The organism is Pseudomonas mendocina (assembly GCA_037482215.1).
GTDB classification, from domain to species: Bacteria; Pseudomonadota; Gammaproteobacteria; order Pseudomonadales; family Pseudomonadaceae; genus Aquipseudomonas; species Aquipseudomonas mendocina_E.
Window position 1 is genome coordinate 4,561,572 of record CP148074.1, and the last position, 19,990, is coordinate 4,581,561.

Genomic DNA, 19,990 nt, shown 5'->3' on the forward strand with positions numbered 1-19,990 from the left:
ATCCATGCGACAACAGCAGAAACTAGCAAGCAGCGACCTATTCTGCGAATTACTTGAAATCAATTATCCTCACAGACCTCAAATACTTGTCAAAAACAGTATTTGATTTCTATTGATTTAACCTTCAGCCCCGCCACCACTAGACTTACCGCAGGTCTAGCGCTTTTGCTTGCCCAGCGTCGATTTCTCCGCTGCGCTCAGCGCATTCCCTATCTGAAATACTCGCCGGCATCCCGGCAAGACTCTCGTCGCAATTATCAGGAATACGCCAATAACATGACTGGCATTAAAAAAGTCCATCATGGCGTGCCCGCCGAAAGTCTCACCCGGTTAAAACCGCAAAAACTGGGCCGGCACTACCACAAAATTCCTCAATATATTCGTGAGCTATCGGGAAAGTACCCGCGCATTATTAGCGATTACTTTTTGCGCAACTTCCGGGTCAATCTTGAACTGCTCAAAGTTGATATTCATGAACAGCGCGTTGACGAAGCTGAATGCGTTTATCGCTCGCCTCTGGGTAAAGTTGGTTTCTCGATTGAACGCAGCCTGCTGACCGAAGCGCTGGAGTGTTATTACGGCGGCATCTGCCTGCCGGGTACTGAAGCCCCGCCGGTCAGCACATCCGAACAGCGCCTGCGCTCACGCCTCGGGGTGGATATCTGCCAGCTGTTTGCCCGTTCAGTGCTCTCTGGCAACACCTTCGGTAAGCTGGAAACCCACGATAACGCCTATGACCAGGCGCAATGGGAATACATCGCTGAATACCAGTTTTCCAGCCACCAGAGCGGCGGTAAGGCTTCAATCTTTGTCTACCTGGACAGCCATCTGGTGGACGAACTCACCAGCCGCCTGAGCCCTACGGTGCCAACGCCACAGAGCAGCAGTTCGCTCAATCCCGTGCGTGATTTGCCGGTACGCCTGGACTGTGTACTGGCCAACCTGCAAATGCCGTTGTCGCAAGTGCTTTCCCTGCGCCCCGGCGACATCCTGCCGATCCGCATGCTGGAACGCTGCGAAGTGCACATCAACCAGCAGAAGCTGTTCCGCGGGAACATCCTCGAAGACGACGGCAGCCTGCTTCTGACATCTCTTGAGAGTGTGAAAACCCAATGAGCAGCCCCATTTCCGACAACGATTTCGACAGCCTGATCAACGAAGGCAGCCTCGGTCTGATGGAGACCGCTCAGAGTGAAAGCGCTGCCCCGCAGCTGCCCCATCAGGACCTGAGCTTTTTCGGCAAGATTCCGGTTAACGTCACCCTGGAAGTCGCCTCCACCGAAGTGTCCCTGCAAGAGCTGATGGACGTGGACGCAGGCAGCGTGATCGTGCTCGACAAACTGGCGGGCGAACCGCTGGATGTGAAGGTCAACGGTGCACTGTTTGCTCGCGCTGAAGTGGTGGTGATGAACGGCAACTACGGCCTGCGCATCGTCGAGCTGTCTGGTGACGGCCTGAGCAAACTGGGCGCATGAACATGAGTCGCCTGCTGCAAGTTGGTCTGCTGCTGGCAGCCATGTGCTGCCCCGTGCTGGCCCAGGCTGAAGGCGGCGACATCACCCTGTTCAACTTCAACGACACGGCCAACGGCCAGACCCTCAGCGTCAAATTGCAGATCCTGCTGATGATGACGCTGCTGGGCTTTCTGCCCGCCATGTTGATGATGATGACCTGCTTCACCCGTTTCATCATCGTGCTGGCGATCCTGCGTCAGGCGATCGGCCTGCAACAGAGCCCACCCAACCAGATTCTCATCGGCGTTGCCTTGTGCCTGAGCCTGCTGGTGATGCGGCCGGTTTGGCAGGAGATGTACACCGAGGCGTATCAGCCTTTTGAAGCCGACCAGATCAGCCTCGAACAAGGGCTGGGCGAAGGAAAGCGCATCATCAGCAAATTCATGCTGGCGCAAACCAGCAAGAACGCCTTGCAGACCATGGTCGATCTGGCAGGCGAAACGATGCCAGACAATCTGGAAGACTTGGATTTCTCCCTGCTGCTGCCAGCCTTTGTACTGAGCGAGCTGAAGACTGCCTTCCAACTCGGGTTCATGATCTTCATACCGTTTCTGGTGATAGATCTGGTGGTCGCCAGCGTACTGATGGCGATGGGTATGATGATGCTCTCGCCGATGATGATCTCGCTGCCCTTTAAACTCATGGTATTCGTGCTCGTGGATGGCTGGACGCTGTTAGTCGGCACCCTCAGTACCAGTATTCAGGCGTATTAGAGGCCAACCATGCTGACTCCCGAATATGCCGCAGCCTTAGTCGCCAACGCTGTCTATATCGCCGGTCTGATTGTGTGCATTCTGGTTCTGCCGAGCCTGCTGGGCGGCCTGATCGTGAGCATTTTTCAGGCCGCGACCCAGATTAACGAACAGATGCTGAGCTTCCTTCCGCGCCTGCTCATCACCTTGGGCATGCTGCTGTTTGCCGGCCACTGGATTCTGCGCACGCTCAGTGAGCTGTTTATAGAAACCTTCCAGCAGGCGGGCCACCTGGTCGGCTGATCACCATGCCCAGCCAAGACGCCTTGCTGCACGCCAGCACTTACCTGACCAGCCTACAGGCCTATTGGTGGCCGTTTTGCCGGATCATGGCCGTCATGAGCATGGCGCCCCTGTTTAACCACAAGGCCATGAGCATCCGCGTGCGCATCTTGTTGGCACTGGCCCTGACGGCGGCATTGAGCGCGGCCCTGCCGGACATGCCCGTGATTGATCCGCTGACGCTAAAGGGCATCTTCACCACTGTCGAGCAGATCATCTTCGGCATGATTCTGGGCCTGATGCTGCAACTGGTGTTCACCATCTTCACCTTGGTTGGCGAAATCATCTCCACCCAGATGGGTATGAGTATGGCGAGGTTTAACGACCCCCTGAACGGCGTGTCCTCATCGTCCATCCTTTATCAGGTGTACTTCCTTGCCCTGGTGCTGATGTTTCTCGCCATCGACGGCCACTTGCTCACCGTCAGCGTGCTGTACCAGAGCTTCATCTACTGGCCTGTGGGCAGCGGCCTGCATTACCTGAGCCTGAACAGCTTTATCGACGCTTTCTCCTGGGTACTGGCAGCCGCTGTACTGGTCAGCCTGCCCATTGTGTTCTGCCTGACCCTGGTGCAGTTCTGCTTCGGTCTGCTCAACCGTATTTCCCCGGCCATGAACCTGTTCTCCCTGGGCTTTCCCTTGAGCATTCTGATGGGCTTGCTGTGCTTGTTCCTGACCATCCCTCACCTGCCGGAAAGCTACCTGCACCTGAGCCGCGAGCTGCTGCACGACATTGGCGTGATTCTGCGGGAGGGCGCCCATGGCTGAGCAGAACAGCAGTCAGGAGAAAACAGAAGAGGCCTCCGAACAGAAACTGCGCAAGAGCAAGCAGGATGGCCAGGTCGCCCGCTCCAAAGACGTCGCCACCACCGTCTCGTTGATCGCCACCCTGTTCATTCTGAAGTTCAGTGCCGGGATGTTTCTGGAGGGCCTGAACGACATTTTCCGGATGTCTTACATCCAGTTTGACCACAGTGAAGTCAGTCTCGACGACCTGCCTACCCTGCTCGGCTACAACCTGGTGACGTTTATCAAACTGCTGTCTCCACTGCTGCTAACCAGTGTGCTGGTGATCGCCCTGTCACTGTTTCCCGGTGGTTGGGTGTTTGCCTCGAAAAACTTTATGCCCAAGTTGAGCAAGCTCAATCCCATCACAGGGCTTGGCCGGATCTTTTCAGCCCAGAACTGGACCGACCTACTGAAGTCGATCCTGAAGATCTTCGTCGTCCTGCTGGCCGGTTACCTGCTGATCCGCAATGCCCTGCCAGAACTGATGGCCCTGCAACGGCGCAGCGTGACAGAAGCCTTACAAGCGGCCTTCAGCCTGTCGTTCGACCTCATTCTGATCATGCTGGTGATCTTTGTGGTGTTTTCGTTTATCGACATTCCACTTCAGCGTTTTCTGTTCCTGAAAAAAATGCGTATGACCAAACAGGAGCGCAAGGAAGAGCATAAAAACCAGGAAGGCCGCCCCGAGGTAAAAGCGCGGATCAAGCAACTGCAACGGCAAATGCTGCAACGGCAGATCAGCAAAGTGATCAAGAATGCCGACGTGGTCATCACCAACCCGACCCACTACGCCGTGGCATTGAAATACGACACAAAAAAGGCTGAAGCGCCCTTTGTACTGGCCAAAGGCGTGGATGAAACCGCCCAATTCATGAAGCAGATGGCGGCCAAACATAATCTGGATGTGATTGAGGTGCCTCCGCTTACCCGAGCGGTGTACTACAGCACCCAAGTCAATCAGCAAATCCCAACGCCGCTGTACACCGCAGTGGCCCATGTACTGACGTATGTTCTGCAGCTCAAGGCCTGGCGCCAGGGCCGCAGAAGCAAACCTGAGCTAAGCAAGAACCTCCCCATCCCCGACAGTCTGGCGAACAGGGCCTGAGCATGAACTTACTGCAACAAATCGCGCCGACCTTCCGCAGCGGCCGCATCGGTATCCCCATCCTGATCCTTTCGGTTCTGGCGATGGTCATCCTGCCGCTGCCACCCCTGCTGCTGGATGTTCTGTTCACCTTTAACATCAGCCTCGCGGTGTTGATCGTACTGATCAGCGTGTCAGCGAAAAGCCCGCTGGACTTCTCCCTGTTCCCCACCGTGATTCTGGTCACCACGCTGCTGCGTTTGTGCTTGAACGTCGCCTCCACCCGGATCGTCCTGCTTGAAGGTCATACCGGTACCGGCGCGGCGGGTAAAGTGATTGAGGCCTTCGGTGAAGTGGTGATCGGCGGTAACTTTATCGTCGGTCTGGTGGTATTCGTGATTCTGATGATCGTTAACTTCATCGTAATCACCAAAGGTGGCGAGCGGATTTCCGAGGTTGGCGCACGCTTCACCCTGGACGCCTTGCCCGGCAAGCAGATGGCCATTGATGCCGACCTTAATGGCGGCCTGATCGGCCCGGAAGAAGCCAAATTGCGCCGCCAGGAAGTCGCCAAAGAAGCTGACTTTTACGGTGCAATGGACGGGGCATCGAAGTTTGTTCGCGGTGACGCCATCGCCGGCATCCTGATCTTGCTGGTGAGTATGTTCGGTGGCTTTGCCATTGGTGTGTTTGCCCATGACATGCCGGCGGGGGATGCCTTCCGCCAGTACGCCCTGCTGACCATCGGTGATGGCCTGGTTGCGCAGATCCCGGCGCTGCTGTTGGCCACTGCGGCGGCCATCATCGTGACCCGGGTTAACGAATCCGCCGAGATCACCGAGCAGGTGCACAAGCAAATGCTCGCCTCACCCAGCCTGCTGTATACGGTAGCGGGCATTCTGGTGGTGCTGGGCAGCGTGCCGGGCATGCCTCACTTGGCGTTCTTTGGCTTTGCCGCACTGGCCGGACTCATCGGCTGGGTGTCCTCACGCAATGCCCCGCCCAACGAAGCCGCCAGCCTGCAACAAGTGCAGGCCATCGGCAAAGCAATGGAGCAGGAGCGCGCACAAAACCTGGCTTGGGAAGATATCCCGCTGGTAGAGCGACTGTCCGTATCGCTGGGTTACAAGCTGGTCGGCCTGGTCAACGAAGCCTCCGGCGCGCCCCTGACTCAGCGAGTGCGTGGCGTTCGTCAGACCCTCTCTGAGAACCTCGGCTTTCTCCTGCCGGAAATCCAGATCCGCGACAGCCTGCGCCTCAAGGCCTCGCAGTACAGCATCTACCTGAGCGGCGAGAAGATTGACGGCGCTGAACTGCACGCTGACCGCCTGATGGCCATTCCATCGCCAGAGCTATACGGCGAGATTGACGGCATCCTCGGCATTGATCCGGCCTACAACATGCAAGTGGTGTGGATCATGCCGGAAGACAAATCCCGCGCCCTCAACCTCGGCTATCAAGTCATCGACTGCGCCAGTGTGATCGCGACCCACCTGAACAAGGTGATCCGCGAGAACCTGCCAGAAGTGTTTAAACATGAAGACGTCGACCACCTGATGCAGCGCCTTCAGGTGCAATCCCCGAAACTGGCGGAAAGCCTCAAACAGCAGCTCACCTACACCCAGCAGCACCGTGTCTATCGTCACCTGCTACAAGAGCAGGTACCGCTGAAGGACATCGTCACCATCGCCACCACCCTGCTGGAGGCCAGCGAAGCCACTAAAGACCCCGTGCTGCTCGCCTCCGACGTGCGCTACGCCCTGCGCCGCAGCATCGTCGCAGGCATTGCCGGTGACCGTCAGGAACTCGCGGTGTTTATTCTGGAAAACGCCCTGGAAAACACCCTGCTCAGCGCTCTGGCAATCGCCCAACAGTCCGGTCCGGTCAGCCTCGACAACATCCCGGTCGAGCCGAACCTGCTCAACCAGTTGCAGAACAGCATGCCGGCGGTGAAAGAGAAACTACGCAAGGAAGGCCACCCACCGATCCTGACCGTCATGCCACAGCTAAGGCCATTACTCGCCCGCTACGCACGCGTCTTCAGCCCCGGCCTGCACGTACTGTCACAGAACGAAATCCCGGAACGGGTCGGTGTGAATATTATTGGGACGTTGGGGTAATCAACCGCCTGATTACCCAGCCTCAGAGCGTTCGCCAACTAGGCGAGCGCTCTGAGAACTCGTGATCCGTGGACTGGATCAAACAGCGGAGAGGGGACGGCTGTTATCGCCGGGCTGTTTTTTCTTACGCAGAACAGAGCGCAGCAGTGCAACGAAAACGCCCAGCACACCCCCAAGAATAATACCAGCAGCAAGTATAAGGAGCTTTTTAGGCTTAACGGGGTTAAGCGGCTCACTGGCATAGCGATCGATGTTGACCAACTTCAGGCTTGAAAGGTCTACCTGCAACCCTTTCAGACGGGCCTCCTCCTCACGGCTTTCAGCCAACTTTTTGAGGAACAGGTCTTCATTCTCGCGTTTTTTAAGCAGCTCAACTTGGCGGTTGGTCTGCAGCATATGCAGCTCTTGCTGTATCTCGGCAATACGCGGCTCAGTAAAGTCGTCAGAGCGGCGCTTTTGCAGAACCAAGCGCTCAGCTTCAAGTGCCTCGGTTCCCATGAAGTATAGCGGGACTTCCTGATTATTGACTTCTGTGCGGATAACATTACCGCCCCCCCCTCTTTCAGAGTCACCCAGCGAGGTTGGACTGGTCGGCTTATGGATCCCCAAACTGCGGGCGATAGCGATGTTCTCATCCAAGGCTGCAATGCGGTCCTTACGTCGCGTCAGCAGTAACTGCCGCAGTGCAGAAAGCTCATCCTTCAGTTGAGCAGTTTTCAGCGCATCCTCTTCTAATAATGTAGCAATCTGCGAATCTTTTTCCGCTTCATAGGAGGCACGGTACGAGTTAATACTGCGTGTCAGGCCTGCCAACTGGTTTGCAACCATCGCTTCAAAGTCGCCTTTTAACTTTTCACGCTCACGGTCAATGGCAAAGCTTATGAAGTCGTTGGTAAATCGAGCCCCATCCAAATCCTTTGGATACGTTAGTGAAAGCTCGATAAACGGTGATAGCGTATTGGCTTTCTTAGGGTCGGGCTGTTTGATCTCAAAAGCTTCGGAGTTGAAGCGTTCAAATTCCTGCTCAAAAGATCCGTCAGCGTCGGTAAGGAAGTCCAGCTCTCCCTCGTGCAAACGCGCAAACTCCAATCGGTTTTCGTATGACGAAACCGCGCTACCAACACGCGCCAAAGCCTCTTCCGGAGTTATTTTATAGACCCCAGCACCATTTAGTTCTTCAAGGTCTTTAAGCAGCGGAGGATGAAGCACACTGGTGACTTGGTAATAGGGCGTTGCCAAAAAAGCATAAAGAGCAGCACAAACAGTAATTGCTAGGGTGATACAAGCAATTAATAACCGTTCGGCCCAGATGTCGCCGAGCAGATCTAACAGATCAATTTCGTCGTCATCACGACTGCGGCTTTCGTTATAGCTCACCAGACCCCCTAGTCAGAATTGCATCACGGTAGAAATGCTAATTATGACTCAGTCAGCGCACAGGCGAAACCACGTAAGCTGTGCAGCCTTACAAGGTTTGCCCTTCCCTTTACAAGGCGGACACACCCTATCAAAGCCAACAAATCAGTATTTGGTAAATGCTCATAACCAATTGTATTTAAAAAAAAAACCATTACCAAGGTGTGACAGCACTATCAATGGACAGCTAAAACAGCAGATCAGACACGATAGAGCACCAACGCGAGATTCATATACTGGTATTAACAGCAATAGAAACTGGAACTATAGAACCATCAAGGCACCCCGAGTGAAATACCAACACAGTAGGTGCAGAAAAGATTTCAGGTTGGCACTTAATTCAGAGAGAGATGGATCAGTCTCATAAAAGCTGGCCCTCGCTGACTTTGGGGTAATTCTAAAAACTGTCAGTCCCATCATCGCTGCGTTAAAACAGCCTCAAATGCTCATCTACACCTCGTAAACTGAGCTTTCCGCGTTTTTCTCCTTGCGCTAACTGCTTGAGCTACACGAAGTGTCTGGAATCTCTAATCCTCAAAAGCCGCGATTGATCCGACCCAAACATTGGGCGAACCAGCATATAGATAGCCAAATCCCACTATGCAATCGCCAGCCTATTCTCCACAACGACCTCGAAATTACCCTTTAGCCTCTGGCGCTCTTTCTCAATGGCGAACTGCACAAAATCGTTAGTAATGCTGACTACATCCAGTGTATCGGGGAAAGTCGGGAAAAACCTGATAGATGGGGGATTAAAACTTGCTATTTTCTTGAATCTGGCTGTTCTACTTCGTCGGTTCTGTTATGAAATGCTCAGGTTATCTGGCGAGGGATGAGTCAGCTTCCTCATGAAATGTCAGCTGATGTTTATTCTTCCTAGCAAAGGTGAGAAGGTCCCCATACGAAGCCACCGCAGCGCCGCAGCCAATGCCCAAGTAGGCTCTAAACTACTTAGCAGGTTTAGACCTGATATCAGCCAACAGCTTGTTGTAAGCATGCGACTCGTTCTTCAGCGCCATGCCTGACTCAACATGCCCAGTGCGGGTATTTTCTGCCGACCATTGGCAAATGGTTTGCACATCTACTTGTCGCATTTCACCAAAGCGGTCGCGCATGCGTAAGCGCAAGTGATGCTCGGAGCCAGGCTCCAGCAGATTGTCGCCGAGCATGCGCAGGCCACCCTCGGAGATATCTCCGACGTAACCAATCAACTGGTCATCTTCAACGCGACTGATCTTGATCCTGAACATCGAGCGGAAGGTGATTCGGGGGTGTTGGCGCATCTGGCTGGCCTTACTTATTGCGACTCCGGTTAACCGGGCGGGATTAGCACATTCTAAGGCGACCTAGGCACATTGAAAATTAAATCAGCTTGCTTGCGCACATCCCCACAGCATCAGAAGCAGGCATAAGGGCCTGAGACAAGACAGACGCTCCTCCATAACCATTCCTGTCTAACTAGTCAGACAATTATTACCTATCGCTCGATTGCATCTTTTCAATTTAGATCAATGAGTTAGTCCACGTACGCTTGTCCCCATCGCGCTACAACGCGCTTTGCAAGCACGAGGTAATCTCAATGTCTATGACAACTCCATTTCGTCTGACCGCTACTGCACTGGCAGTTGGTGTGATGTCCTTGTCGGTTAATGCTGCCGACCTGACCCGCGATAACGGCGCTGCCGTAGGTGACAACCAGAACTCGCAGACTGCTGGCGCTAACGGCCCGGTTCTTCTGCAAGACGTCCACTTGCTGCAAAAGCTGCAGCGCTTCGACCGTGAGCGTATCCCAGAGCGCGTTGTACACGCTCGCGGTACCGGTGCGCATGGTGAGTTCACCGCCAGCGCTGACCTCTCTGATCTGACCGTTGCCAGCCTGTTCACCCCAGGGAAGACCACTCCGGTGTTCGTGCGTTTCTCCAGCGTGGTTCACGGTAACCACAGCCCGGAAACCCTGCGCGACCCACGCGGCTTCGCCACCAAGTTCTATACCGCTGACGGTAACTGGGACCTGGTCGGTAACAACTTCCCGACGTTCTTTATCCGCGACGCCATCAAGTTCCCGGACATGGTTCACGCCTTTAAGCCTGACCCAGACAAAAACTACGGCACCGACAAAACCTTGTTTGACTTCTTCAGTCATGTACCGGAAGCAACCCGTACACTGACTCAGCTGTTCTCCAACTATGGCACCCCGGCTACCTATCGCCACATGGACGGCAGCTCGGTTCACGCCTACAAATTCGTGAATGCCAAGGGCGAGTACAACTATGTGAAGTTCAACTGGAAAAGCCAGCAGGGCGTGAAAAACCACGACCCGAAAGAAGCTGAGCGCGTTCAGGGTAAAGACTTCAACCACATGAGCCGCGACCTGATCACTGCGATCAACGCCGGTGACTATCCGAAATGGGACCTGTACGTTCAGATCATCAAGCCTGAAGACCTGAGCAAGTTCGAGTACGACCCACTGGACGCCACCAAAATCTGGCCTGATGTTCCGGAGAAGAAAGTCGGCACAATGGTTCTGAACAAGAATCCAGCCAACATCTTCCAGGAAACCGAGCAGGTTGCCATGGCTCCGGCCAACACCATTCCGGGTATTGAGCCGTCGGAAGACCGCCTGCTGCAAGGTCGCATGTTCAGCTACGCCGACACCCAGATGTATCGTTTGGGCGCCAACCACCAGCTGCTGCCGATCAACCAGCCGAAGGTTGCGGTCAACAGCAACAACCAGGACGGCGCGCATAACACTGGCGCACGTACCGGTGAGGTGAACTACGAGCCGAGCCGCATGCAGCCTAAACCGCAACCGGCCGTAGCCCGTTACAGCCAGCTGCCGCTGCAAGGTACCACTCAGCAGCAGAAGATCTACAAAGAGCAGAACTTCAAGCAGGCGGGCGAACTGTACCGTTCCTTCTCCCGCAAGGAGAAAGCTGACCTGATCGCCACCCTCGGCGGCGCTCTGGCCGGTGCAGAAGACGAAGCCAAGCATCACATGCTGTCGTTCTTCTACAAGGCTGATGCCGATTACGGCAAAGGCCTGACCAAAGTAGCTAAAGGTGACCTGAGCCGCGTTCAAGCTCTGGCAGCCAAACTGCAAGACTGATGTAAACCGGAGCCCGCCCCACAAGGGCGGGCTTCATTCGTTACAGGAGACTAAGCATGACTCGCGTTATTCCTTTGATCCTGATTCTGAGCCTGTTCAGTGGCTTCAGCCATGCTGCCGAGACAGCAGATCAACTTAACCAGGCAACGGTCAGCCAACGCCTCGCTGACTACTTATTTAACGCTGCCCGCCAGGGTGATCAGGCAATCCTCAACGAATTTATTCAAGCCGGTTACGACCTCGACCGACAAGACCAGAAAGGCTATACCGCTCTGATTCTGGCGGCGTACAACGGTCACGCCGATGCAGTCGACTTGTTACTGGCAGCCGGTGCCAACCCCTGCACCGAAGACAAGCGTGGCAATACGGCGCTGATGGGTGCCATCTTCAAGGGTGAGCTGCGTATCGCCCGTACCCTGCTCAACGCAGCGTGCAATCCCGACCAACGCAATAATGCGGGGCAGACACCTGCCATGTATGCAGCTCTTTTCCAGCGCACCGAGATACTTGAGTCATTGCGCGAGAAAGGCGCCGACCTTGAGGCAACGGATGCCATGGGCAACAGCGTCAATGAGTTGCTTGAAGGCAATGTGAAGGGCACACCCCAAACACGTCAGTGAGCTGTTGTCGCCCTGCTACCACTCATTTTCTTCGACGGGCCTGACATTCTGAGCATCTAGCGCATAAGCGGCATCAGCCAGCTCATTATTAACCTGCTCGATCTTCATCTTGCCGGTTACCCAAAGTGGCGCATAGATGTCGTCAAGGCTAATGCCTTTAGGGTAGCGAACCAGCACCAGCTGGTTAGGAGGTGGGGGTGGAACATGAATACAGGCCCCTGGATACGGCACCAGAAAAAACAACGTGCTGTTGCCCTTACTGTCGCTTTCCAGCGGAACCGGGTATCCGCCCAGACGGACATCTTTACCGTCAAAGGCGGGTACCGTTTTGCTTGAGTACATCACGTCTGGCAGCCCTTTATCCTGCTGCCTAAGCCCGCCGGGACCATAGAAGCCACTGTCTTGCTCGGCTCCGTCATGGGTAATTTCCGGCATATTCTCTAAAGCCTGGCGATCCGCCTCTGGCATCAGCTCCAGCCAGTCCGTTTCAGGTATATCAGCCCAGGCTAGGGAACAACTCAACAGCAGAGGTAACAGCAGATAACGCATTGATGTACTCACAATCCAGCGGGAGGCTTATTTCTTGGAAACCAGCCCGTAGATTACCAGCAACACCACCGCACCAATCACTGCACCGATAAAACCTGCAGCCTGGCCAGCTTTATAAATACCCAGCGCCTGGCCGCCATAGGTGGCCGCAAAGGAACCAGCGATCCCCAGCACAATAGTCATGATCCAGCCCATGCTGTCATCACCGGGTTTAATGAAGCGTGCTACCAAGCCAACGATCAGACCGATAAAGATTGTGCCAATAATGCCCATTGTGAATCTCCCTATAGAACAAATATGCAATTGGTCAGTTATCTGACCGGTAATTAGCTAGTCAGTTCTAATTACCTCCTGCAGGACTCGCCAAAGCACTTCAACTAAGCGCCAAGCACTGGCGTCCATTCCATCAGCTTAGCTGCTATGGCGTCGTTCGCAGCTGAACCGCCCAACCGTTCAGCGCACTGAGTAAAGTGCGCACAAATAAAAAGGGCCTGAGCGCTTACGCAACTCAGGCCCTTTCGGGTAGCGCGGAATGATCAGCTCTTGCTGATCAGTGCCTCAACAGCAGCGACCTGGCGATCCAACGTCTCACGATCAGCACAACGCAAAGTGGCATGGCCGACTTTACGCCCGGCCTTGAACGCCTTGCCGTAGTGATGCAGGTGGCAGCCGTCGACAGCAATCACCTGATCCACCGGCGGTACTTCACCGATAAAGTTGATCATTGCGCTCTCGCCCACTTTGGCCGTGGAACCCAGCGGCAAGCCCGCAACGGCACGCAGGTGGTTCTCGAACTGGCTGCACTCGGCGCCTTCGATGGTCCAGTGCCCGGAGTTGTGCACACGTGGAGCAATCTCGTTGGCCTTCAGGCCGCCATCAACTTCGAAGAATTCGAATGCCAGCACGCCGACATAGTCCAGCTTGGTCAGCACGCGACTTACGTAATCTTCTGCCAGCGCCTGCAGCGGGTGATTGCTGCTGGCGATGGACAGGCCAAGAATGCCGCTGTCGTGACGGTTGTGCACCAGCGGGTAGAAACGGGTCTCACCGTCGCGGCCGCGTACAGCCACCAGCGAGACTTCGCCAGTGAACGGCACAAAACCTTCGAGGATGCACGGCACGCTGCCCAACTCGGCAAATGCACCCGTCACATCTTCCGGCTTGCGCAGTACTTTCTGGCCCTTGCCGTCATAGCCCAAGGTGCGGGTTTTCATCACCGCAGGCAGGCCGATGCTGGCGACTGCCGCATCAAGATCCGCCTGGGACTGAATATCCGCGAACTCAGGCGTCGGGATGCCCAAGTCTTTGAACATCGACTTCTCGAACCAGCGGTCGCGGGCAATGCGCAGCGCTTCGGCGCTCGGATAAACCGGTACGAACTGGGACAGGAAAGCGACGGTTTCAGCCGGGACACTTTCGAACTCGAAGGTCACCAGATCGACCTCATCGGCCAGTTGGCGCAGATGATCCTGATCGCCGTAATCGGCGCGCAGATGCTCGCCCAGCGCCTGAGCACAGGCATCCGGTGCCGGATCAAGGAATGCAAAGTTCATCCCCAGCGGCGTGCCTGCCAGGGCCAGCATGCGACCGAGCTGGCCGCCACCGATTACACCAATCTTCATACTACTCAGGCCTCACGTGGGTCTGGATTGTCCAGAACAGTGTCAGTCTGCTCTTTACGGAATTGCTTCAGACGCTCATGGAACTGCGGATGCTTGTGGCCCAGAATGCTGGCCGACAGCAAGGCTGCGTTCACTGCACCGGCTTTGCCGATGGCCAGAGTGGCCACCGGAATACCGGCCGGCATCTGCACAATCGACAGCAGCGAATCAACGCCCGACAGCACGGCGGATTGTACCGGCACACCCAGCACCGGCAGGTGCGTCTTGGCCGCACACATGCCCGGCAGGTGTGCAGCGCCACCGGCGCCCGCAATAATCACCTCAATGCCACGGCCTTCGGCTTCTTCGGCGTACTGGAACAGCAAATCCGGCGTGCGGTGCGCAGACACCACCTTCACCTCGTAGGGAATGCCCAGTTTGTCCAGCATCTCGGCGGTGTGGCTAAGGGTGGACCAATCGGACTTGGAGCCCATGATCACGCCAACCAGTGCGCTCATCGTCGTGCCTCATCAGTAAATGGCGCCCTCTGGCGCGGCAAAAACCAACAAGCCACGCGGGATAACCGGCGTGGCTTGTTTGCGAATTCTGTCTGGCATGGCCAGTCAGGAACCGCGCAGTATACCGGAAACCCTATGCACTCGTGCAGCTGTTGCTACCGTTTATCGAGCGACGCCCATCCCCTTCTATCAGCGGAAAGCCGCCGAGCCAGAAAACAATATGATCAAAAAACGCCCAAGCAACGCACTAAATCCGTGCAACCGCTCAACGTCGTCACGCAGGCTTTAGCTTAAGTAGTGGGGAGGATGTAACACCCACACCGCACGGCATAGAACTTGCGTGCATAAAATGACCTGAACAGCTGTGGTTGCCCTGATGTTGCACGCTCATCTGACTACCCTGCATGTGGTTTCGCAGATTCTTAAGATTTTCAACGCTGATGCAGAGCTGACATTGACCTTGCTGGCCGGCAGCAACATCGCGCCAGACGATCTGCGCAGTGCCGACACCCGCATCACCCGCATCCAAGAGTTGCAGGTCTGCTCTAATGCCCTGCAACTGCGCAACGACCTGGGCCTGGAGCTGGGCCGCCGCATGCATGTGTCGGCCTATGGCCTGATCGGTTACGCCGCCCTCTCAAGTGCCACCTTTGGTGACGCTTGGCGCCTGCTTCTGCAATACCCCGCGTTGCTTGGTACCTACTTCAAACTGGACATGCAGCTCGAAGGCGAACTGGCCTGGGTCAGCGCCAGCCACTACCAGCACAACCCGGAACTGGAAGTGTTCAACGTGGAAATGTGCCTAGGCTCGCTAAAGCTGATCAGTGATGACTTGCTCGGCCAGCCCCTGCCCCTGAGCGCCGCTCAGTTCAGCTACAGCGAACCGCATTACCTGGACAGTTATCCACAAACATTTCCGTGTCCACTGCAATTCGATACGCAGCGCAATGCTTTCGCCTTTCCCGCCAGTTGGCTGGAGCGCCCGTTACCGCTGGCTGACGGCGTCACCCATCGAGAGATGCTGGAACGCTGCCGCAAACAAAACACCGAGTTCACCACCCGCCAGGCGTGGCTTTCGCGCATACGGCAGCTGCTCGCCGAGCAGCTCAATGCACCGCCCGGCCTTGAAGGCCTTGCGCAGCAAATGCACTGCTCACCCCGCACCCTGCGCCGCCACTTACAGGAGCTGGGCACCCATTATCAGGAGCTGTTAGACGAATTGCGCTTCGAGCAGGCCAAGAACCTGCTGAGCCAGAAAGACTGGCCCGTCTGCCGCATCGCCGAGCACTTGGGCTTCAGTGAAACCGCCAGTTTTCGCCACGCGTTTCAACGCTGGAGCGGCGTAGCGCCCAGCCATTTCCGAGCGTGATTTCACTTGGCCAAGATCGCGGTGATGTCTTCACTGTTTGCTCTGGCCGAAAAATTTGGCCACTTCGATCCCCTTTTGGCCGTTACCAGCGTTCAAAGCAGTCGCCAACGGTGGGAAAAATGACTCCACAACAACAAGCCTCGGAGTCACCAGCATGCTGACCATATACAGCGACGATCACCACCTGCACCACGGCAGCTGCGAGCTGATCGACGGCCAACTGATGCCTTGCTTCGAGAAGCCGCAACGGGCTGATCACATCCTGCAACGGGTGAAAGACCGCCAAATCGGCGAAATTCGCGGCCCAAACGATTACGGCCTAGCGCCAATTGAACGCATTCACAGCCGCGATTATCTGAACTTCTTCAAAGGCGCCTGGGCACGTTGGCAGGAGCAGAATGGCAAGGGCGACCTGCTTCCGTTCACCTGGCCAGCGCGCACCCTGCGCCACAAATGCCCGACCGACCTGCACGGCCAGCTCGGCTTCTACAGCTTCGACGGCGGTGCACCGATCACCGCTGGCACTTGGCAAGCCGCCTACAGTGCAGCGCAGGTTGCCCTCACCGCTCAAGCCGAAATCAGCGCCGGTGCCCACAGCGCCTTCGCCCTGTGCCGTCCGCCAGGACACCACGCCGCTGGCGATCTGATGGGCGGCTACTGCTACCTGAACAACGCTGCCATTGCCGCCCAGGCCTTCCTGGATGAGGGCAAAAAGCGCGTGGCCATCCTCGATGTGGACTACCACCATGGCAACGGTACGCAGGACATTTTCTACAGCCGCAACGACGTGCTGTTCGCCTCCATCCACGGCGACCCGGCCGAAGAGTTCCCATTCTTCTTAGGCTTCGAAGATGAGCGCGGCGAAGGCGCTGGAGAGGGTTTCAACTTCAACTACCCGCTCCCCATGGGCAGCCCGTATTCAGTCTGGGGCGCCGCCCTTGAAGATGCTTGCCAGCGCATTGCGGCATTTGATGCAGAAGTGATCGTGGTGTCCCTGGGCGTAGACACCTTTAAAGACGATCCGATTTCACAGTTCAAACTCGACAGCCCGGATTACCTGGCGATGGGGCGGCGTATTGCTGTGCTGGGTAAACCGACACTGTTTGTGATGGAAGGCGGATACGCGGTGGAGGCCATTGGCGTCAACGCGGTGAACGTTTTGGAAGGGTTCGAAGGCGCATAAGTGCCACTCATAAATATTAAGGGGAAGCATGATGACAATAATTAAACACCTGCTCGCCACCGCCATCTGTGGCGCCACCCTGCTGGCCGGAACAGCCCACGCAGATGAAGCCAAAACCCAGCGCGAGCTGCGCGTTTATAACTGGGCTGACTACATCCAGCCGGATGTGCCGAAGAACTTCCAGAAAAACACCGGCATCAAAGTCACCTGGGACGTATACGAGTCCAATGAAACGCTGGAAGCCAAGCTGCTCACTGGCAACTCTGGTTATGACCTGGTGGTGCCAAGTAACACCTTCCTTGAGCAGCAGATTAAAGCCGGTGTCTACCAGAAACTGGACAAATCCAAGCTGCCCAACTGGCAACACCTTGATCCCGTGCTGCTGGAGCTGATGACCACCAATGATCCGGCCAATGAGCACTCCGTACCTTATATGTATGGAACCATCCTAATCGGCTTCAACCCAGACAAGGTTAAGGCCGTACTGGGAGAGAACGCACCGGTAAATAGCTGGGACTTAGTCTTCAAAGAAGAAAACATGGCCAAGCTCAAGCAATGCGGTGTGGCCATGCTCGACTCGCCCACCGACATTCTGCCAGTCGCCCTGCACTACCTCGGCCTGGACCCGAACAGCACCAAAGCTGAAGACTATGAAAAAGCGGCTGAGCTGATGCTGAAAATCCGCCCGTACATGGCCTACTTCCACTCCGCCAAGTACATGACCGACATCGCCAACGGTGATATCTGCGTGGCCGTCGGCTATTCGGGCAGCTTCTTCCAGTTCGCCAACCGTGCCAAGGAAGCAGGCAACGGCGTTGTGGTCGACTGGCGCCTGCCGAAGGAAGGTGCACCGCTGTGGTATGACTCCTTCGCCATTCCCAAAAGCGCACAAAACGTCGAGGAAGCCCACGAATTCCTCAATAACCTGATGGACCCAACCGTTATCGCGCCGGTGAGTGACTTCCTCGGCTACCCGAACCCGAACAAGCCAGGCATGCAGTTGGTGAGCTCGGCCATCCGTGACAACAAAGACCTGTCACCGGACGCAGAAGGCCAAAAGAGCCTGTATGTACTGAAGGCATTGCCGCAGAACATTGAGCGCGTTCGCACCCGCGTGTGGAACACCATCAAGTCCGGTAAATAAACCTTTGCTGTACTCAAACGCCCGGCCTATGTGCCGGGCGTTTGCATTTTAGTGCACGCATAATCGCTAGGGGCTAAGGGCGTCTTCAAGCTACTCTCCATTACCTGGAAGCCACATACGAAGGGATTTCGAATGACGCACAGTGACAGCCATTTCACCGCTTTGGGCTACAGCCTTGATGCCGATAAAAGCCGCCTTGATCTGGATGTTATCCATGGCTTTCTAACTCACTCGACATGGGCCAAAGGCATCAGCCGTGAGCGGGTCAAGCTGAGTATCGATAACAGCCTGTGCCTTGGCCTCTATCACCATGAACAACAAATAGGTTTTGCCCGGCTGGTTACCGACGCAGCGACATTTGCCTATTTGTGCGACGTGTTCGTCGACCCAGCCTACCAAGGTAAAGGCCTTGGCCGCTGGTTATCCGAAGGCATGCTGGCCAGACCAGAAGCATGTGGGCTGCGGCGGATTATGTTGGCCACCACAACGGCGCCCTGGCTCTATGAAAAGATGGGGTTTGAACCCGTCAATCAACCTAATTACATCTGGCACCAATTCCGCCCCGACATTTATCAAACCTGACTCCCCGCGCACCCGGCAAACGTGCCCCCCACCGAATTAGACAAGGCCCAGGCGCCGTTCGGAAATCCGAATTCCCAAACTGAAGGGGTTCGTAAATCCGAACAAAGGGAGCCCTTGGCGATTCCCGACAAACATATAAAATCTATATTTATCAATGACTTGCATCTAAAAATAGCAACTGGCATGCATCCTGCTCCTGATGTTTTCAGGAATGTGTTGATCCTTCCGCACTCGGTGGCTTGCCACCCATAAGAAAAACATCGAGGAACAGATTCATGCGAATTACTACAAGCGTACTGGGCGCCGCCATGGCAGCCAGCCTGATCTGCAGTCCAGCTTTCGCCGACGAACTCACCGGGACCTTGAAAAAAATCAAAGAATCCGGCGTCGTAACCCTCGGCCACCGTGACTCCTCTATCCCCTTCTCCTACTACGGCAGCAACCCTCAGCAGCCGGAAGGCTACTCCCACGACCTGCAACTGAAAGTGGTTGAAGAGCTGAAGAAAGAGCTGAACCTGCCTGAGCTGAAGGTCCGCTACAACCTGATCACCTCGCAAACCCGCATCCCACTGGTGCAGAACGGCACCGTTGATTTCGAGTGCGGCTCCACCACCAACAACGTTGAGCGTCAGCGTCAAGTTGATTTCTCCGTGGGTATCTTTGAAGTGGGTACCCGCCTGCTGACCCGCACTAGCTCGCCGATTAAAGACTTCCCAGATCTGAAGGGCAAAAACGTGGTGACCACCGCCGGTACCACATCCGAGCGTCTGCTGAAGATCATGAATGCCGAGAAGAAAATGGGCATGAATGTGATCTCCGCCAAAGACCACGGCGAGGCCTTCCTGATGCTGGAGTCCAACCGTGCAGTCGCATTCATGATGGATGACGCTCTGCTCGCTGGTGAAATGGCCAAGGCCAAGAAGCCTGCTGACTGGCACATTGTGGGTGAACCGCAGTCCTTCGAGATTTACGGTTGCATGATGCGCAAAGGCGACGCGGACTTTAAACGTGTTGTGGATAAAGCCATCAGCGACACCTTCGCTTCCGGTGAGATCAACGACATCTACAACAAGTGGTTCCAACAGCCTGTCCCACCAAAAGGCTTGAACCTGAATTTCCCCATGAGCGAGCAGCTGAAAAAACTGATCGCCAACCCCACCGACAAGTCTGCAGAACAGATCTGAAGGTGATGCCGCGGCCCTTTCAAAAGGGGGGCCGTGTGCGGGGACTTGGGGAGGCCCGTGTGGCATCCCCTTTCCAATTCAACCAAGCATGCATGACACGACTCATCGGTTCGGATGATGAAGCTGTGTGCCCTGCTGCTTGATAACCGTTACCACGTATAGGCCCTCCACCGCTTGT

At 55.6% G+C, this 19,990-nt stretch carries 19 protein-coding genes and 1 pseudogene; 14 read left to right on the top strand and 6 right to left on the bottom strand.

What is annotated here, in order from left to right; translation table 11 throughout:
• Positions 1-276: 276 nt before the first annotated feature.
• The 7 genes from WG219_21000 to WG219_21030 are packed head-to-tail and all read left to right on the top strand — an operon-like array spanning position 277 to position 6,540.
• Entirely contained in the window at positions 277-1,116 is an 840-nt protein-coding gene (locus WG219_21000) for a FliM/FliN family flagellar motor switch protein (GenBank protein WXL25741.1), read from the top strand.
• Positions 1,113-1,475 carry a flagellar motor switch protein FliN gene (gene fliN / locus WG219_21005; protein WXL25742.1) on the top strand — a complete coding sequence of 121 codons (363 nt, stop codon included), beginning with the start codon at positions 1,113-1,115 and terminating at the stop codon, positions 1,473-1,475. Before WG219_21000 ends, fliN begins: the two co-directional genes overlap by 4 nt.
• A complete protein-coding gene (gene fliP, locus WG219_21010) occupies positions 1,472-2,227 on the top strand; it encodes a flagellar type III secretion system pore protein FliP (protein ID WXL25743.1) in 756 nt (251 codons plus the stop codon). The genes fliN and fliP overlap by 4 nt, the downstream gene beginning before the upstream one ends.
• 9 nt (positions 2,228-2,236) lie before the next feature.
• Entirely contained in the window at positions 2,237-2,509 is a 273-nt protein-coding gene (locus WG219_21015; GenBank protein WXL25744.1) for a flagellar biosynthetic protein FliQ, read from the top strand.
• 5 nt (positions 2,510-2,514) lie between these two features.
• The gene (fliR, locus tag WG219_21020) at positions 2,515-3,315 is read left to right on the top strand and encodes a flagellar biosynthetic protein FliR (protein WXL25745.1); all 801 of its coding nucleotides are present in this window, start codon (positions 2,515-2,517) and stop codon (positions 3,313-3,315) included.
• A complete protein-coding gene (gene flhB, locus WG219_21025; protein ID WXL25746.1) occupies positions 3,308-4,441 on the top strand; it encodes a flagellar biosynthesis protein FlhB in 1,134 nt (377 codons plus the stop codon). Before fliR ends, flhB begins: the two co-directional genes overlap by 8 nt.
• A 2-nt stretch (positions 4,442-4,443) precedes the next feature.
• On the top strand, positions 4,444-6,540 hold the full coding sequence (locus tag WG219_21030; GenBank protein ID WXL25747.1) for a flagellar biosynthesis protein FlhA: 2,097 nt from the start codon (positions 4,444-4,446) through the stop codon (positions 6,538-6,540).
• 78 nt (positions 6,541-6,618) lie between these two features.
• Here WG219_21030 and WG219_21035 read toward each other — a convergent pair whose 3' ends face one another.
• Positions 6,619-7,917, bottom strand: coding sequence for a Wzz/FepE/Etk N-terminal domain-containing protein (locus WG219_21035; protein WXL25748.1), 1,299 nt, complete (start codon positions 7,915-7,917; stop codon positions 6,619-6,621).
• A 986-nt stretch (positions 7,918-8,903) separates the two neighbouring features.
• Positions 8,904-9,239, bottom strand: a complete 336-nt coding sequence (locus WG219_21040; protein ID WXL25749.1) for a PilZ domain-containing protein — start codon at positions 9,237-9,239, stop codon at positions 8,904-8,906.
• A 347-nt stretch (positions 9,240-9,586) separates the two neighbouring features.
• Between WG219_21040 and WG219_21045 the strand changes: the two are divergent.
• Both WG219_21045 and WG219_21050 read left to right on the top strand, forming a co-directional pair.
• A pseudogene (locus WG219_21045) lies at positions 9,587-11,062 on the top strand (catalase).
• Positions 11,063-11,118: 56 nt separating this feature from the next.
• Positions 11,119-11,682, top strand: a complete 564-nt coding sequence (locus WG219_21050; GenBank protein ID WXL25750.1) for an ankyrin repeat domain-containing protein — start codon at positions 11,119-11,121, stop codon at positions 11,680-11,682.
• A gap of 15 nt (positions 11,683-11,697) precedes the next feature.
• Here WG219_21050 and WG219_21055 read toward each other — a convergent pair whose 3' ends face one another.
• From WG219_21055 to purE, 4 genes are all read right to left on the bottom strand, one after another.
• A complete protein-coding gene (locus tag WG219_21055) occupies positions 11,698-12,231 on the bottom strand; it encodes a DUF3299 domain-containing protein (protein ID WXL25751.1) in 534 nt (177 codons plus the stop codon).
• Positions 12,232-12,258: 27 nt separating this feature from the next.
• On the bottom strand, positions 12,259-12,504 hold the full coding sequence (locus WG219_21060) for a GlsB/YeaQ/YmgE family stress response membrane protein (GenBank protein ID WXL25752.1): 246 nt from the start codon (positions 12,502-12,504) through the stop codon (positions 12,259-12,261).
• 263 nt (positions 12,505-12,767) lie between these two features.
• The gene (locus tag WG219_21065) at positions 12,768-13,853 is read right to left on the bottom strand and encodes a 5-(carboxyamino)imidazole ribonucleotide synthase (GenBank protein WXL25753.1); all 1,086 of its coding nucleotides are present in this window, start codon (positions 13,851-13,853) and stop codon (positions 12,768-12,770) included.
• Positions 13,854-13,858: 5 nt separating this feature from the next.
• Positions 13,859-14,350 carry a 5-(carboxyamino)imidazole ribonucleotide mutase gene (purE, locus tag WG219_21070; GenBank protein ID WXL25754.1) on the bottom strand — a complete coding sequence of 164 codons (492 nt, stop codon included), beginning with the start codon at positions 14,348-14,350 and terminating at the stop codon, positions 13,859-13,861.
• A 376-nt stretch (positions 14,351-14,726) separates the two neighbouring features.
• On the opposite strand from purE, the gene WG219_21075 reads away from it, so the two are divergent.
• The 5 genes from WG219_21075 to WG219_21095 all read left to right on the top strand — a co-directional run bounded on the left by WG219_21075 (position 14,727) and on the right by WG219_21095 (position 19,812).
• On the top strand, positions 14,727-15,719 hold the full coding sequence (locus WG219_21075; protein ID WXL25755.1) for an AraC family transcriptional regulator: 993 nt from the start codon (positions 14,727-14,729) through the stop codon (positions 15,717-15,719).
• Positions 15,720-15,873: 154 nt separating this feature from the next.
• Positions 15,874-16,902 (top strand): histone deacetylase family protein, encoded by a 1,029-nt coding sequence (locus WG219_21080; GenBank protein WXL25756.1) that lies wholly within the window; start codon positions 15,874-15,876, stop codon positions 16,900-16,902.
• Between the two features lie 31 nt (positions 16,903-16,933).
• Positions 16,934-18,046: a polyamine ABC transporter substrate-binding protein gene (locus WG219_21085; protein WXL25757.1), complete on the top strand. Its 1,113-nt coding sequence runs from the start codon at positions 16,934-16,936 to the stop codon at positions 18,044-18,046.
• Positions 18,047-18,178: 132 nt separating this feature from the next.
• Positions 18,179-18,628 carry a GNAT family N-acetyltransferase gene (locus WG219_21090; protein WXL25758.1) on the top strand — a complete coding sequence of 150 codons (450 nt, stop codon included), beginning with the start codon at positions 18,179-18,181 and terminating at the stop codon, positions 18,626-18,628.
• 275 nt (positions 18,629-18,903) lie between these two features.
• On the top strand, positions 18,904-19,812 hold the full coding sequence (locus tag WG219_21095; GenBank protein WXL25759.1) for a glutamate/aspartate ABC transporter substrate-binding protein: 909 nt from the start codon (positions 18,904-18,906) through the stop codon (positions 19,810-19,812).
• Positions 19,813-19,990 lie beyond the last annotated feature (178 nt).